We start from the raw sequence: 1025 nt of genomic DNA, 5'->3' as shown, positions 1-1025 counted from the left end.
AGCCGCCGTCTTAGGTGAAGGAGCCAGTCGAAAGAGTGGCTCCTTTTTTTGTTATTCCTTTTTTTATATTAAATTTGATGTATTAAATCTATTATCTAATATGATGAAGAAAATCTATTTATTCCTATTCAGTCTGATTATCTGTAATATCCTTGCGGCGCAAGATCAAAACTATAGGATAGTCGGAGATATCCCTTATACCCGATCGAAAGATCCATATGCGGTGGAGCGTTGCAAATTGGATCTTTATTATCCCGAGAACGCAAAAGACTTTCCTGCTGTAATTTGGTTTCACGGAGGCGGTTTGTCGGGAGGTAGCAAATTCATCCCGGAGGAATTGAAGAACTGCGGATTAGCCGTTATCGCCGTAAATTACCGCCTGCTACCCAAAGTCACCCTAAGCGATTGTATCGATGATGCCGCCGCCGCTGTCGCTTGGGCATTCAACGAAATTGAGAAGTTTGGTGGAGATAAGCGTAAAATCTTTGTCTCGGGTCATTCCGCCGGAGGTTATTTAACGAATATGATCGGACTGGATAAGAAATGGCTGGCTAAGTACCAGATAGACGCTGATTCTATCGCAGCCTTGATCCCATTCAGCGGTCATGCGATCAGCCATTTCGCTTATCGGCAGGAGAAGGGGATGAAAGATACCCAACCTAGTATCGACGAGTTCGCCCCTTTGTTTTACGTACGTCCCGACGCTCCTCCATTGATTATCGTCTCGGGTGACCGGGAGATGGAGATGCTAGGTCGTTATGAGGAGAACGCCTATTTCTGGCGTATGATGAAAGTGGCTGGGCATAAGAAGACTTATATCTATGAGTTGGACGGATATGATCATGGATCGATGGCCGTTCCTGCCTTCCATATCTTAAAAGGTCATGTGAAGGCTTTAATTTAAGGATGTGTTGGAATTTGATTAACTATTTAACGTGAGTTCGATATAATCAGAAAAAATTTAATTGAGTCAGTCAAAATTGCACACAGATTCTTTTCTGTTGAAGAACATAAAAACAAAATGG

At 42.8% G+C, this 1025-nt stretch carries 1 protein-coding gene; it reads left to right on the top strand.

Annotation, left to right across the window (positions count from 1 at the left end):
• The first annotated feature begins 103 nt into the window (after positions 1–103).
• Complete coding sequence (locus tag E5342_RS19015) at positions 104–904, top strand: alpha/beta hydrolase (protein WP_121737555.1); 801 nt, start codon at positions 104–106, stop codon at positions 902–904.
• Positions 905–1025: the final 121 nt, after the last annotated feature.

This window comes from Parabacteroides distasonis (genome assembly GCF_004793765.1).
GTDB classification, from domain to species: Bacteria; Bacteroidota; Bacteroidia; order Bacteroidales; family Tannerellaceae; genus Parabacteroides; species Parabacteroides distasonis_A.
The sequence above is the reverse complement of the archived record's forward strand: the minus strand, read 5'-3'. Positions and strand labels throughout refer to the sequence as shown.